The sequence below is a fragment of the Pseudomonas sp. FW300-N2F2 genome (assembly GCF_017351655.1).
Taxonomy (GTDB): domain Bacteria; phylum Pseudomonadota; class Gammaproteobacteria; order Pseudomonadales; family Pseudomonadaceae; genus Aquipseudomonas; species Aquipseudomonas fluorescens_AA.
On the sequence record NZ_JACNDQ010000001.1, the window covers coordinates 783678 to 797458 of the forward strand.

The window sequence follows — 13781 nt, forward strand, 5'->3', positions numbered from 1 at the left end:
ATTAGCGGAAGCATTTTATTTTTTAAATGGCTTGTAGGAAATTTCCCCAATATGCTCGCCTCGCTTTTTGTAGAAATCCTGTACATGGACGGAGGAGGACGATATGCAAATACGTGTCGCAGAAACTAAGACACCGTTATGGGTGCAAGCCACAGAAGTTGTAAGGGATAAATTTCGAAGTTCTTATTCAGCCTCGGTTGAACCGAATCCGCAGTACTTTGCGGTTACTCAGGATCCGGCGGATCGTATTCTTGCCTGCGCCGGTATTACTTTTGCCGATCACCGCATACTGTTTTCCGAGCAATACCTGACGCAACCCATCGACGAGATTTTGTCTCAGCGTTTCGAGAAAACCATCGAGCGCTCGAACATTGTCGAAATCGGCAACCTGGTCTCCCATCACCTGACGGCCGGAATGATTCTGGTCAACATGATTCCGTTGTTGGCCTGGTGCATGGGCGGGCATTACCTGTTGTGCACCGTGACACCTCGCGTCCGGCAAATGATGGAAAGTTGCCAGATCGATTTCGAGCCCCTGCTGACCGCAGACCCAACGCGCCTGGCCGACGACGGCGGCAAGAATTGGGGAAGCTATTACGCCAAGTTGCCCGTCACCGGTTTCATCCGGGTCGACCCGCAACGTTCACGTTTCGCCGCCATGACGCTCAATACCTCATTCACTCAACTGCCCGGCGACGTCATGGCGAGGGCACAGCCATGAGCGGCGGGTTTATCACTCAGCTACAACGGGCGTTGCAAGACAATCGCCAGGCCGTCTGTGCGGTGGACTGGTTGGATTCAGGCACGGAGTCGGTGACGCTGACCTACGGCGAACTGGAGCACCGGGCCCTTAACCTGGCAGCCGAGCTGCAACGACGTTTCCCTGAGCCGGCCTATGGCGATCGTGTGGTGTTGGGGATTGCGACGCGCAACAGCAGCGACTGGCTGGTCGCCGACCTGGCCTGTCTGTTCGCCGGGATCACCGCGTTGCCGCTGCCGCTGGCGTTCAGCCAATCCCAGGCCGAACACCTGGCATCACGTTGCGATGGATTTCTGGTGGATGCGGCAGGGCAGCGAACGCTAGCGCAGCGCTGGAAGCTGAATTTTGCCGACAGTCGCCTGCGCCGCCTCAACGAGCCGGTGATCGAACAGCCTTTGCTGCGGATGCCGGACGGCGAGGGTGACTGGATCTGCAAGATCATTCACACCTCGGGCACCACCAGCCGGCCAAAGGGTGTGCGCCTGAGCAACCTGGCGGTCGGCACGGTGCTCGCCTCGCTGCGCCAGAGCATGCCGGTCGGTGCTCATCGCCGTTACCTGTCGCTGGTGCCCCTGAGTCTGCTGCTTGAGCAAGTCACCGCCGCATACCTGCCACTGCTGGCGGGCGGCACCGTGCACTTCCTGCCGGCGGACGAACCGTTGCTCGGCGAGCCAGGGGCGTCGGCACAGCGCCTGGTCGACTGGATCCTGCGAGTCCAGCCAACGGCCCTGACGGTGCCGCCGGTCATGATCAATCGTTTCCTGGAGCAATTGAACGAAGGGGGCGAGCAGGGCGAGCGGCTGGCGCGTTACCTGCAATCGGGCGCGCATATCACCTGCGGCGGCGCGGCGGTGAGTATCGATGCCCTGCGCGGCCTGGCTGAGCAAGGCATCGAGGTATACCAGGGCTACGGGCTTTCGGAGAACGCGTCGGTGGTCAGTGTGAACACCTTCGAACAGCAACGTCTTGGTAGCGTTGGCAAGCCGTTGCCCCATGTCCAGGTGCGCATCGGCGCCGACCAGACCATCGAGGTCAAGAGCAGCTCGCTGTTCAGCGGTTACTCAGGTACGGACCCGAGTGCCTGTTCCATGTCGGACGACGGCTGGATGGACACCGGTGACCTGGGTGCGCTGGATGCCGATGGCTACCTCTATGTGCACGGGCGCAAGAAGAACGTGATCTGCCTGCCCAATGGCCGCAACGTCAGCCCCGAGCAGGTTGAACTGGAGTATCGCAAATACCCCGGCGTGAGCGACGCAGCGGTGTTTTTCGATGAGCAGCACGGTCTGGTGGCGTTGCTGTGCGTCGAGTCGACACCGGCGCGCGATGAACTGCTCGCGTGGTCGGCGGGGCGCTTTTCCGACATCGAGCGCCCGAACCGGCTCTGGTTGCTGACCCAGGACGACCCGTTGATCGAGCAACTCTACACCGTTACGGGACGGCCGAAACGCGCCGATATCGCCAGTGTTTTTTCCACTCTGCAAAGGAATGCATCCAATGAGCACACCTGCCTTTCACTTTGAGAACCCGGACGTCTCCATCGTTGAGTCGCGCCACTTCGCCAGCCTGGGCAAGGCTGAGTTGTATGAGCTGCTGGGGCATTACGGCGTCGTACTGTTTCGCAACTGTATCCACAATGCCGAGGATTTCAGTGCCTACGTGAAGCAAAACAGTTCGCGGTTGAGCCTGGACCCAGCCCGGGTCATGGTCGGTGGTGCGGCGCAATTGGTGGACGCCGGGCGCCAGGCGGTTGGCCTGCACTGCGAAAATGGCAACTCACCGTTCTGGCCGGACATGACCTGGTTCTATTGCCAGGAAGCACCGCGCAAGGGTTCGCAAACCACCCTGTGCGATGGCGAACGGGTGCTGGAGAAACTGTCCCCAGGCTGCCGCACGTTCTTTGAAGAAAATCCGATTCGCTACAGCCGCACCGTGGCGGGGGAGAAATGGCGCCGGCTGGTCTGTCATTACTCGCCAACGTTGTCGGATCCGGCAGCCGTCGTGATCGAGGATCTGTTGCAGATCATCGGTGACGACCCGCAAACCCTGATTTCCTTCAACCCGGCCGATGACTCGATCCATTACGCCTTCAGCACGTCGGCGATCCTGACGTCCCCCTTCAGCCAGCGTCCGGCCTTTGCCAACAGCATTCTGGGGCCTTCCTTCAATTACGAGGCGCCGGTCATCGACACGGTGGCCGGGCAGCCGATCCCTGCCGGGTTCCTGGCTGAAATCGCTGAGGTTTCCGCCCATTACACCTACCCGGTTGGCTGGCGTGACCACGACATGGTGATGATCGATAACCGTCGGGTCATGCACGGTCGGGAAACCATCGTCGACGAGCGTCGGCGCATTTTCAACGCCTTGAGCTATCGCTGAGAGCATTCATGAAAAACAACAAACAGATTATCGGCGGGCAGTACGAGACCTACCTCGACGGCGAGGGTCGGCAGATCATTGACCTGACCGGCGGGTTTGGCTTCCAGGTGCCGCCCGTGATCGAGGCGGTCACTCGCCAGGCAGAGATCATGGGCCTGTCCAATCGGGTGCTGATGTCCGAACCGCTGATTGCCTTGTGCCGACGCCTGGCCGAGCTGCTGCCCGCCCCGCTGGCCAGCTCTTATGTGTGCAGCTCCGGCGACGAAGCGTTCGAGGGCGCCTTGAAGTTGTGCAAAGGGCTCAAGCCCAAGGGCAACACCATCGTGTTCATCCAGGGCGGCGACTACGGTTCGCTGACTTACGGACGCTGCCTCAATGCCGCGCAAGGTGACCTGGGTGTCCAGGCGTTCCTGGGGTTCAAGCGGGTGGCGATCCGTCACCTGGCTGACCTGGACACGGTGGACTGGAATGATTGCTTCGCGGTGTGCCACAGCAATACCCGCACGGATGCAAACGGCCGGTTGCAGTTGCTCGATGCCGATTTGATCGAGCAATTGCATGCTCGCGCGGCAAAAGCGTCGGCACCGGTCATCGCGGTCGATACCCACAGTTGCCTTGGCAGCCTGGGTTCGCTGTTCGGCTTCCAGCGTTATCGTCCGATTCCGGACATCGTTGTACTCGGCGGCCCCCTGGGCGGCAGTGCAATTCCCATCGGCACCTATACCTGCAGCGAACACATGGCGTGGCAGGTCTATGGGCGCAGCAGCCCGGCCAAACACGGCAGCACCACTGCCGGTAATCCCATGGCCTGTGTGGCAGCCCTGGCCGCGCTGGATTACGTGCAAGCCCACGACTCGCCCCGGCACTGTCAGGAAAACGGCCAGTACCTGGCACAAGCCCTGGCGTCATTGGGGGCTGTGGCCGTCGGTGCCTGGGTCAGCTTGCCGCTGGCCGACGACCTGCAACCGGCCGTGCTGTGCGAGGCGCTTTACCAGCAGGGGGTCTATGTCAGTACGCCCCGTGGCCGCGAAGTGATTTTGCGCTGCCCGATCACTGCACGCCCCGAGCAGATCCAACGTGCCGCACTCATCATCAAGGAGACGTTAAGCCATGTCCTTACTCAGGCCGCATGAACAATTGCTGGACGATTGCCAGCGCCACTGGAGTGCGTCGGCGGCCAAGTTGTATCGCCTTGGCAAGACCACTGTCGAACAGCAGACCGATGGCATCCACGTCACCGACCACACGGGCAAGCGCTTCATCGACTGCGCGTGCAGCTACGGGGTGTTTATCGTCGGGCATCGCAACCCGATGGTGCGTGAGCGGGTGCAGGCGCAATTGAATCAACTGGCCTGGGTGCCGGAAGGCCGGCGCCATCCGCTGCAGGACACCTTGTCCGAGCGACTGTGCCAGTTGGTGCCGGGGGAGTGGGGCGACGTGCAATTCATGGTCTCGGGGGCCGAGGCCGTCGAGCAGAGCCTGCGCTATGTGCTGCGGATCCAGCCTAAACGGCGTGGCATCGTGGTGATGAGCGGCTCCTACCACGGCAAGACCCTGGCGGCGATGAGCATCCTGGGCCAGCAGCAGAACCATGGCAGCTATGGTATCGATCCTCCCGACGTGACCTGCGTGCCCTACGGTGATTTCGCCGCGTTGCAGAAGGCCGTGGGCGAGGGCGTGTGTGCGGTGTACGTCGAGCCGATTCTGGGCGGGGCTCATTTGCAGGTGCCGCCGGTGGGCTACATGGCCAACATTCGGGCCCTGTGCGACGCCACCGGCACCCTGTTGGTGGCCGATGAAATCCAGACCGGTTTCGGTCGCTGCGGCAAATGGTTCGCCGTGCAATACGATGATGTGGTGCCCGACATCATGATCCTCTCCAAGGGCTTGACCGGCGGCTACACCTCGTTTGCCTGTGCCATGTACAGCCAGCGCCTGGCCACCCAGTATCCCCTCAGTGATATCGAGCCGGACACGCGCACCAACGGCGGGCATCCGGTCGCATGCGCGTCGGCGCTCGCGGCCATCGACTACATCGAGCAAAACAACCTGGTGGAGCTGTCCCGGGTCAACGGCGGTGTGTTGCGCCACGGCCTGCAGCGGTTGGCCCTGCGCTATCCGCACATTGTCGAAGACGTGCCGGGCGTTGGCTTGATGACAGGGCTGCGCCTGCGTGGCTCGGTCTATGAAGCCTTGATGAGCATGGAGCTGGGCAAGCGTGGCGTGCATGCCGGGCATTCGATGAATGAGAAGGCCGAACGCCCGGTGCTGCGCTTCTATCCGCCGTTGAATATCGAACCCGAAGCGTTGCGGCATGTGCTGGCGATGATCGAAGAGGCCCTGGAGGCCATCGACCAACGTCCGGCCCTGGCGGTGAAGGCGTTTTCCCTGGTGGTGCGCAATATGTATCAGTTGCCCAACAAGTGGTTGCGCAGCAAGGAGGCGTCGTGAGTATGTTCAATCCCGACACGCTGACTTTGCGGGAAATGGCCGGCCTGCTGCGCCGGGGCGTGCTGACCAGCGTGACGTTGCTGGAGTTTTACCTGCAACGCATCGCCGAGCGTAACCGGCAGATCAATGCATTGATCCAACTGGCGCCGGTCGAGGAACTGCGGCGCCAGGCCCGTGAGGCGGACGAGATGGCGCGTATCGGCCAGATCAGCGGTCCGCTGCATGGCATTCCCATCACGGTCAAAGACGTCCTCCATGTTCGCGGATTCAAGATGTCCCGCGGTGTGGGGGAGCTGATGGGGGATGTCAGCCAGGAGGACGCGACGGCGGTCGCCCGACTTCGGCAGGCCGGCGCGATCATTCTGGGCATCAGCAATGTGCCGGAACTGTGCATGGCCTTCGAGACCGAGAACCTGATCTACGGGCGCACCCTGAACCCTCACGATCTGCTTCGCTCGGCGGGCGGCAGCAGTGGCGGTGAAGCGGCCGCCATCGCCGCCGGGTGTTCACCCGCGGGGCTGGCGTCCGATGCCTGCGGCAGTGTGCGGATCCCGGCGCACTTCAATGGCATCTGCGGCCTGAAACTGACCCAGGGACGGGTGCCGTTGACCGGCCAGTTTCCCAATGACCGTTCCGGGCTGTTTCACCTGACCTCGGCCTTTGGCGTGATGGGGCGCTATGTCGATGACCTGGCGCTGCTCGGCCCGCTGATCAGCGGTGCCGACGGCCATGACCCAGACACCGTCGATGTGCCGTTCGCCGCCAGCGAGCCCCTGGCCGACCTGCGTATCGCGCTGTTCTCGGCGTCGAGCCGAACCCCCGTCAGCGCGGCGGTGAGCCAGGTGTTGCAGCAGGTCGAACGGTGCTTGAGCCCCGTGGTGGCGCAGGTGAGCGAGGTCGCGCCGCCGATGCTCGACGAAGCCTGTGATGTCCTGTGGCGGGTGTTCATCACGGGCGCCGATGCCGGACGCGGCTGGCGGCGTTTGTTCGAGTCCATGAACAAGCGCAGCTTTACCCCGGCGATCGCTCAGTTGCTGGACATGAGCGAGGCCGTGGAATTGAGCGTGGATGAAGTCAAGCGCGACTGGATCATGATCGATACCTTCCGCTATCAGTTGGCGAAGTTCTTCAAGCAGCACGATCTGTTCATCTGTCCGGTCTTCCCGGATGTCGCGTTCCGCCATGGGGCGTCCCTGGAGGACCGCGATCAGTATGCCTTCGTGTTCCCGTTCAGTCTCAGCGGCTCACCCGCGGTGGTGATCCGCGCCGGCGTCGACCCGTCCACCGGGATGCCCATCGGCATTCAGATTGTCGGGCCTCACTGGCAAGAGGAACGGTTGTTGGCGGTGGCCGCTTTCCTTGAACGGGAACTGGAGCGCTGGAGCCCGGTTTCGCCTCGCCCGGTATCGACGTACTGAGGGGGCTCAAGCCGTAACGGTTCTGGCGTTACGGCTGCTGACCACCAGTGCCAGCATGCCGCCTCCCACCAGCGCAGCGCCGATGATCTCGATCATCATCGGTTGCTGCCTGAGCCAGAACCAATTCAGCAGGGTGACGAACAGGGTGTTGAGGTAAACGTAGGAAATCACCGTGGAGGGCGAGATCACCCCGATTGCCCGGTGCAGCAGCCAGAACGTGGCGAGGGTGCCGAACAAGGCCAGGTACACCAGCCAGCCGATATCCAGCGTCGACAACTGCAGGCCGCTGCGCCACCCGCCACTGATCAGGCAGAACACCAGCAGGAACAGCGAACCGAACAGCATGTTCCAGAACGTCATCGCCACCGGATCGCGGCCCTGCAACGCTGTTGCCTTGAAGCGTTGGCTCAGCGGCGAATACAACGCCATCGCCAGGCAACCGGCACCGAACACCAGCACCGGATAGAGCGCCGGCATTTGCCCCGGGGCCGAGCCCTTGAGCGTCAGCAACACGGCGCCGACTGCCGCCACCAACATGGGCAGCAGGCGGGTCTTGAGGCTGGGACTGGGCAGCAGGAATACCTCGAAAAACAAGGTCATCAAGGGCACCAGCGTGTACAGCGTCGCGGTGTTGACCGCCGAGGTGTAGCGCAGCGCTTCGAACAACGAACCAAAGTAAGTCGCCAACAGCAGGCCGAGCACGGCGTGGGCCAGCAGACCCCTGATGGAAATGGGCGAGGTGTTTTTCAGGAGCAGCAGCGGCAGGAACATCAGTGCGGAAAACAGCAGCCGCAGGCCCGTGAGCAGGATCGGGTCGATCGTCTGGCTGACCTGGGCCGCGGCAAAGAACGACGAGGCGATCAGCATTGCCCAAATGAGCATGCCCCAGTGAGCGGCGGCAAAACCGACGTTTTTCATCAAGGTCTTATTCCTGTGTTGCGGATCGGAACGTCATGATGGACAAAACGGTCTGCCGTCATGGGTGAACTGTCAAAGCCGGGGCTGCATCGAATGCAGCCCCGGGCGCGAGCGGCCGGTCTTCGTCGACTAGCTGATATGCCGCGCGTATTGCTTGGGATTGAAGCGCAGGACCATCAGGAGCATCAACGCCATGACGGCGGTGAGCGACCACCAGGCCCATTCGAAGCTGCCCAACTGATCGCGGATCATCCCGGCAATCAATGGCGAGAGCCCGGCGATCAGGTAGCCGATGCCTTGCACGAACGCGGTCAGGCCACCGGCCCGTCGCGGGTTGTCCAAGTGGTCGAGGGACACGATCAAGCTCATCGGGAACAGGCCACCGATGCCCAGGCCCAGCAGGCAAGGCCACAGCAGGCTGAAGCGTTCCGGGCTGAGGATCAGGCCGCAGAAGCCGCCCATGATCAGGACCAGTAACACGGCGAGGACCACGCGTTTATCCTGGCTGCGGTTGGCAATCGCCGGGGTGACGAGGCCGGACAGCACTTCCATGGCCGTGAGGAACCCCAGCAGCAGGCCCGCGTGTTGTTCACTCCAACCCTTTTCCACGTAGTACGGGGCCAGCCAGGCCAATACACAGGTGTAGGAGGCGGTGCCCAGGCCGAAGAAAATCGCCAGCAACCAAGCCCGGGAATTGCTGAAGAATGACTCTTGCTGCCGGACAGGGGCTTCGGGCAACGGGGTCACGGCTGAGCGTTGGGCGTACCAGCAACCCAGGGCGACCAACGCCAACAGCGCCCAGATCGCCAGGCCGATGCGCCAGCTGCCGGTCTGCGCCAGGACAAACGGCGAAAACGACGCGGCAAGCGCCGCGCCGCCCATGATCGACGTGACATACAGGCCCATGAACAGCGAGACGTTGTCGGCGTAGCGCGACTTGATCAGCGCTGGCATCACCGCCTGGATCAGCGCGATGCCGAGTCCGGCCAGCACCGCGCTGATGATCAGCTCGGCGGCGCTGTCCAGGTACAAGCGCGATGCGGTGGCGATACCGATGATCAACAGCGACAAGACAATGGTGCGGTGCTCACCGATGCGCAGGGCGATGCGCATGCCCAGGAACATCGCCAGGCCCATGGCCATGACCGGCAACATGGTCAGCAGCGAGGCCGTGCTGAAGCTCAGGGGGACCTCGCCGCGAATGGCTGACAGCAACGGCCCGACCGCGGCCATCGAGGGCCGCAGGTTCAGCGCCACCAACACGATGCTGACCATCAGCCAGACGGCGTGGGTGCTTGAGGTTCGAACGTTTTCCATAACAGAGCCTTGGTTAACAAAGCGTCATTTAGGCTGGGGCGGCCTGTTATGGGCAAACTGAAAACTGGCGGGGGGTATTGAAAAATTAAATGCGGCACTCAATCAGTCAAGATCCAGGGCTTTCGTGGCGAGGGAGCTTGCTCCCGCTGGGTTGCGCAGCAGCCCCCTGGTTTTGCCTGACACACCGCAAGGGGCCGCTACGCGCCCCAGCGGGAGCAAGCTCCCTCGCCACACTGTAGTTCACAACCTCTTATTCCATCCCCGGGCTCAACGTCCCCAGCCAGGCCACCAACCCCAGGATGACCACCGCTACGGCGAACTCCAGGACCATGCTGCGCCGCAGGGCCTTCACCGCAACCCCGTGCTCGCCGCTCTGGCGGGCTTGTTCCAGCAGCGGGCTCAGGTGAAAACGGTTCAACGCGGCGAACACCAGCATGCCCGCGAACAAGATGAGTTTGAGCGTCAGCAACTGACCATAGGTGCTGTCCAGCAGCCCTTCGACACTCGGGCCGACGATAAACAGATAGTTCACCACCCCCGTCACGCTGATGACCACCACGATCACCGCACCGGCGGTTTCGAATCCGGTCAATGTCCGGGCCAGCACCGCCAACGCAGGTTTGGCCTGGCGAAGCAGCAGGGCAAACGCGGCCAAGGCACCGACCCAGCCACCTGCCGCCCACAGGTGTAGGAAGTCGGTGATGAAGTGCCAGTTGCGACGGCTGCCTTCGTCCATGGCGCCGTGACCTGCCCAAGCCAGTGTCGCCAGCGCTACGGCTCCGGCCAGTGTGACCAGGCCGAGGCTGGCGCTCGGCCAACGGTGATTGAGCGTCACGGCGAAACCGGCCAGCAGCAGCGCCGCCATGCGCACCGTCCAACTCAAGCCGACATCGGTTTGCACGACCATCATTTCAAGGTGCGGCCACAGTTCGGCCCACGCCGAAACACCGCTCATGGCCCAGGCCATGCACGCCATGGCCGCCAGGGAGAGCAAGCCCCCCAGCACCGCCGTGGTCAGCAGCAGCGGCGCGAAAGGCAACTGCACCCCCGAGATCCGCTCCTGGCCTCGCAGGCTATAGAGGCCAAACGCAGCCAGGCCGAACAGCAACATCAGATCCAGATACAAGGCCAAACGCAGCGCGATGTTGATCGAGTCGCTCATCAACTCACTTCACCTTGAACGTGACATTGCCGGTGATCGGGTGAGTGTCGGACGACACCGCGCGCCACTGGACTTGGTAAGTGCCGGTGGTAAGCGGGGCATTCGGCGTGATGACCATGGTTTTCGGATCATCGCTGCCGGACACCTTGGCCGGCATGGGCATCGGCGAATGCGCCGCCATGCCCGGCATCGCGGTCATCATCAGCTTGGCGCCGGAAAACTGGGTCATCAGGTTTTCGGAAAAGTGCAGCTCGATCTTCGCCGGCGCCGCCCCTTCGGTGCCTTCGGCCGGGGAGGAGGACAGCAGTTTCGGATGGGCCTGGGCCAGGCCACTGAGCAACAGGCCGGCGGACAAGGCGACGGCGGTTTTGATGAATGACATGCAAGGACTCCTAGCTCGATTTTTAGTTTTAGTGAAACAGGTCAGAACCACAGGCGCAGGCCCAGCACCAGGCGCGCTTCGCTGCGGTCTTCGCCTTCTTCCCGGGCGTAGTCGGCGGTGTTGCCGTAGACCCGATTCCAGGTGACGCCAATGTAGGGCGCGAATTCGCGGCGTATTTCATAGCGCAGCCGCAGGCCGAGCTCGGTGTCCGACAGCCCCGAGCCGACGCCACGGGCGGGATCGTTCTTGCCATAGAAGTTGGCTTCGGCGGTGGGCTGCAGGATCAGGCGGTTGGTCAGCAAGATGTCATAGTCGCCCTCCAGGCGCGCCGCGCTCTGGCCACCTTCGCCGATGAACGCGGTGGCCTCGGCTTCGAAGTTGTAGAGCGCCATGCCTTGCACGCCGAAGGCGGCCCAGGTTTGCGGATCGCCTGGCTTGAAGTCCTGGCGCACGCCGGCCACCAGGTCCCACCAGGGGCTGACGGCGTGGCCCCACAGGGCCTGCAATTCGGCTTCTTCGGTCTTGCCGTTGAGGCGTTCACCTTCGGAGCGCAGCCACAAACGGTCGATGTCGCCGCCGATCCAGCCCGATGCATCCCAGCTCAGGGCGCTGCCGTCATCGGCGTCCTGCCATTCCAGTTGGTCGATGAGGAAAAACGAATGGATGGCGCTGTCATGCACCGCGTGCCCGCCATGATCCTCGTAGACAGCGGCGCGGTCGGCGGCGGTCAGTGCCGGGATCGGTGTGCGGCTGCTGGTCGGCGCTGATTGCATGGGTTCCATGCCCTGCATTGAGTCCATGCCTTGCATCTGGCTGTGGTCCATTCCCGGCATCTGGCTGTGATCCATGCCGGGCATGTCGTTGCTGGCCGCCCAGGTCGAGGTGGTGGCGCCGAGGGCCAGGCTGGCAATGAGTGCCGTGGAGTATTGAAAAACAGTGGTCATGGTCGGTTCCTCATTCCTGCACCCGAACTTCACGGAACATGCCCATCTCCATGTGAAACAGCAGATGGCAGTGATACGCCCAGCGCCCGAGGGCATCGGCGGTGACCCGGTAGCTGCGCCTGGCGCCCGGTGGCACGTCGATGGTGTGCTTGCGGACCATGAACTGGCCGTTCTCATCCTCCAGGTCGCTCCACATGCCGTGCAGGTGGATGGGGTGGGTCATCATGGTGTCGTTGATCAGCACGATGCGCAGTCGCTCGCCGTACTTGAGCAGCAGCGGCGCGGCGTCGGCGAACTTCACGCCGTTGAACGACCAGACGAATTTCTCCATGTGCCCGGTCAGGTGCAGCTCGATCGTGCGGCCCGGCTCGCGGCCGTCGGGGTCGGGAAAGGTGCTGCGCAGGTCGGAGTAGGTCAGCACTTTGCGGCCGTTGTCCCGCAGCCCCATGCCCGGGTCATCGAGCTTGGGCTTGACGCTCATGGCCTGCATGTCCACCAGGGGATTGTCTTTCTCGGTGTCGGGGTGCGCGAGCATGCTGTCCATGCCCTGCATGGCACCGTGATCCATGCCGGCCATGTCGCCCATGCCCTGCATCTGGCTGTGATCCATGCCTTGCATCGAGCTGTCGTCCATTCCCGCCATGCCCTGCATCGAGCCGTGGTCCATGCCGTTCATTTGCCCCATGCCGCCGTGGTCCATGCCACCCATGCCCATGTCGTCCATGGTCACCAAGGGCCGAGGGTCCAGGGGCGGTACCGGTGCCGACAATCCGGCCCTGGTCGCGAGGGTGCCGCGGGCATACCCGGTGCGGTCCATGGACTGGGCGAACAGGGTGTAGGCCTCTTGGGTCGGTTCGATGATGACGTCATAGGTTTCGGCCACGGCGATCCGGAACTCATCGACGCTCACCGGTTTGACGTATTGGCCGTCGGACGCCACCACTGTCATCTTCAAGCCGGGAATGCGCACGTCGAAATAGCTCATGGACGAGCCGTTGATAAAGCGCAGGCGAAGGCGCTCGCCAGGCTTGAACAGGCCGGTCCAGTTCATGTCCGGTGCCTGGCCGTTCATGAGGTAGGTGTAGGTGGCGCCACTGACGTCGGCCAGGTCTGTGGGGTTCATCTTCATCTCGGCCCACATCTTGCGGTCGGCCACGGTGCTGGCCCAGCCGTTCTTGCCCACGTCGTCGATGAAGTCGCCGACGGTGCGTTTGTTGTAGTTGTAGTAGTCCGATTGCTTCTTGAGCTTGCGCAGGATGTTGGCGGGGTCTTCATCGGTCCAGTCGGTGAGCATCACCACATAGTCCCGTTCGTACTGGAAGGGCTCGGGCTCCCTGGCGTCAATCACCAGCGGGCCGTAGACCCCGGATTGCTCCTGGAAACCGGAATGGCTGTGGTACCAGTAGGTGCCGTTCTGCCGGACCTTGAATTGATACACGTACAGGCCGCCGGGCTCGATGCCTTTGAAACTCAACCCCGGAACACCGTCCATGTTGGCCGGCAGCAGGATGCCGTGCCAGTGGATGGAGGTGGTGTCCTGCAGGCGATTGCGCACCCGCAGGGTCACGGTGTCGCCTTCACGCCAGCGCAGCAGCGGGCCGGGGATGCCGCCGTTGATGGTCTGGGTGGTGCGGGGGTTGCCGGTGAAATTGACCGGGCTTTCGCCGATGAACAGGTCGAACTCGGTGCCGCTCAGCACGTTGGGCTGGCCCGGGCCGGTGACTGCCCAGACGGGCGCGCGCCACAAACCCAGGCCGCCGAGGATGCCGCCGGCAGTCAGGCCCTTTACGAAGGTTCGCCGGGAAGTTTTTGTTTGCATGCGATGAGAGTCCGTCAGTCGATTCGCTGCGTGCATGGGAGGTGATCGCCCTGTGCAGGTTTGAGCGAAAGATGACACAGGCGGACGAGGCGAGTGATTACATTTCAGTCAGCTTGGCCGGGCGCGAAGTCGCCTGGCGGGGCACAGGTCAGAATGATCTTTTGCATCGGCGGGATATTCTGTAGCCTTGCCGGCTTCACGCTGTCCCGTGCCTGATTGATACCCACTTTC

The 13781-nt window shown here is 62.6% G+C and carries 12 protein-coding genes; 6 read left to right on the top strand and 6 right to left on the bottom strand.

Annotated features, from left to right (window positions below; translation table 11 throughout):
• The first annotated feature begins 103 nt into the window (after nt 1–103).
• The 6 genes from J4E63_RS03630 to J4E63_RS03655 are packed head-to-tail and all read left to right on the top strand — an operon-like array spanning nt 104 to nt 7008.
• A complete protein-coding gene (locus J4E63_RS03630; RefSeq protein ID WP_060740904.1) occupies nt 104–721 on the top strand; it encodes a thermostable hemolysin in 618 nt (205 codons plus the stop codon).
• A complete protein-coding gene (locus tag J4E63_RS03635) occupies nt 718–2283 on the top strand; it encodes an AMP-binding protein (protein ID WP_207281148.1) in 1566 nt (521 codons plus the stop codon). The genes J4E63_RS03630 and J4E63_RS03635 overlap by 4 nt, the downstream gene beginning before the upstream one ends.
• On the top strand, nt 2258–3139 hold the full coding sequence (locus tag J4E63_RS03640; protein ID WP_207281149.1) for a TauD/TfdA family dioxygenase: 882 nt from the start codon (nt 2258–2260) through the stop codon (nt 3137–3139). The genes J4E63_RS03635 and J4E63_RS03640 overlap by 26 nt, the downstream gene beginning before the upstream one ends.
• Before the next feature lie 8 nt (nt 3140–3147).
• Nucleotides 3148–4272 carry an aminotransferase class III-fold pyridoxal phosphate-dependent enzyme gene (locus J4E63_RS03645; protein WP_060740907.1) on the top strand — a complete coding sequence of 375 codons (1125 nt, stop codon included), beginning with the start codon at nt 3148–3150 and terminating at the stop codon, nt 4270–4272.
• Nucleotides 4250–5590 (top strand): aspartate aminotransferase family protein, encoded by a 1341-nt coding sequence (locus tag J4E63_RS03650; protein ID WP_060740908.1) that lies wholly within the window; start codon nt 4250–4252, stop codon nt 5588–5590. The genes J4E63_RS03645 and J4E63_RS03650 overlap by 23 nt, the downstream gene beginning before the upstream one ends.
• Nucleotides 5591–5592: 2 nt before the next feature.
• Nucleotides 5593–7008, top strand: coding sequence for an amidase (locus tag J4E63_RS03655; RefSeq protein WP_192261271.1), 1416 nt, complete (start codon nt 5593–5595; stop codon nt 7006–7008).
• 6 nt (nt 7009–7014) lie between these two features.
• On the opposite strand, the gene J4E63_RS03660 is transcribed toward J4E63_RS03655, so the two are convergent.
• The 6 genes from J4E63_RS03660 to J4E63_RS03685 all read right to left on the bottom strand — a co-directional run bounded on the left by J4E63_RS03660 (nt 7015) and on the right by J4E63_RS03685 (nt 13550).
• Nucleotides 7015–7926 (bottom strand): DMT family transporter, encoded by a 912-nt coding sequence (locus tag J4E63_RS03660; RefSeq protein WP_060740910.1) that lies wholly within the window; start codon nt 7924–7926, stop codon nt 7015–7017.
• A gap of 129 nt (nt 7927–8055) precedes the next feature.
• Nucleotides 8056–9243 (bottom strand): cyanate transporter, encoded by a 1188-nt coding sequence (locus J4E63_RS03665; RefSeq protein ID WP_103308627.1) that lies wholly within the window; start codon nt 9241–9243, stop codon nt 8056–8058.
• A 250-nt stretch (nt 9244–9493) separates the two neighbouring features.
• Nucleotides 9494–10405, bottom strand: coding sequence for a copper homeostasis membrane protein CopD (gene copD / locus J4E63_RS03670; RefSeq protein WP_207281150.1), 912 nt, complete (start codon nt 10403–10405; stop codon nt 9494–9496).
• 4 nt (nt 10406–10409) lie between these two features.
• Nucleotides 10410–10787, bottom strand: a complete 378-nt coding sequence (copC, locus tag J4E63_RS03675; RefSeq protein ID WP_207281151.1) for a copper homeostasis periplasmic binding protein CopC — start codon at nt 10785–10787, stop codon at nt 10410–10412.
• A 41-nt stretch (nt 10788–10828) separates the two neighbouring features.
• Complete coding sequence (locus J4E63_RS03680) at nt 10829–11731, bottom strand: copper resistance protein B (protein ID WP_207281152.1); 903 nt, start codon at nt 11729–11731, stop codon at nt 10829–10831.
• Between the two features lie 10 nt (nt 11732–11741).
• Nucleotides 11742–13550 (bottom strand): copper resistance system multicopper oxidase, encoded by a 1809-nt coding sequence (locus J4E63_RS03685; RefSeq protein WP_207281153.1) that lies wholly within the window; start codon nt 13548–13550, stop codon nt 11742–11744.
• Between the last annotated feature and the right edge of the window lie 231 nt (nt 13551–13781).